Source organism: Pseudomonas sp. IT-P176 (assembly GCF_949767245.1).
Taxonomy (GTDB): domain Bacteria; phylum Pseudomonadota; class Gammaproteobacteria; order Pseudomonadales; family Pseudomonadaceae; genus Aquipseudomonas.
The window spans coordinates 1-406 of sequence record NZ_CATKPN010000113.1 but is presented as its reverse complement, the minus strand read 5'-3'; the positions used below and the strand labels follow the sequence as shown (position 1 = coordinate 406).

The following is a 406-nucleotide window of genomic DNA, read 5'->3' as shown; positions in this document are numbered from 1 at the left end:
CGCCTGGGCATCGGTCGACACCCTTTCCAGTTGGTCGCCGGCCTGTTGCAACCTACCCAGCGCAGCGCTCATGTCCAGCATCGGTCCCTGGGCTTTGGGCTGTGTATCAGCGCTGATGAAGACGCCGCTGCCGGCACGAATTACCCCGTGCCCATCGGTGCGCAGCTCCGCGCCCTGGCCTCTGGGTTGGCGCTTGTCATCAACGACATGCCCGAGGTTCAGCTGGCTCTTGCCGCTGTGTTCGGTGCTGAGCTTGATGTGTTCCTCGCCACGGCTGTCGTCCAAACGCAATTTGTTGTTGGCCGGGGTGCGCAGCACGTTGCGTTTGTAGTTACGCAGGGTCACGGGGTCGGGGTGCTGGCTGTCGTGCAGGGCGTGGGCGATGTAGGGGCGGTCCGGGTCGCCT

General features: G+C 64.5%; 1 protein-coding gene. It reads right to left on the bottom strand.

The window, feature by feature from the left end; translation table 11 throughout:
- Positions 1–406, bottom strand: a 406-nt coding sequence (locus tag ACM6IP_RS26030) for a type VI secretion system Vgr family protein (RefSeq protein WP_414862606.1), incomplete at both ends; no start/stop codon positions are given.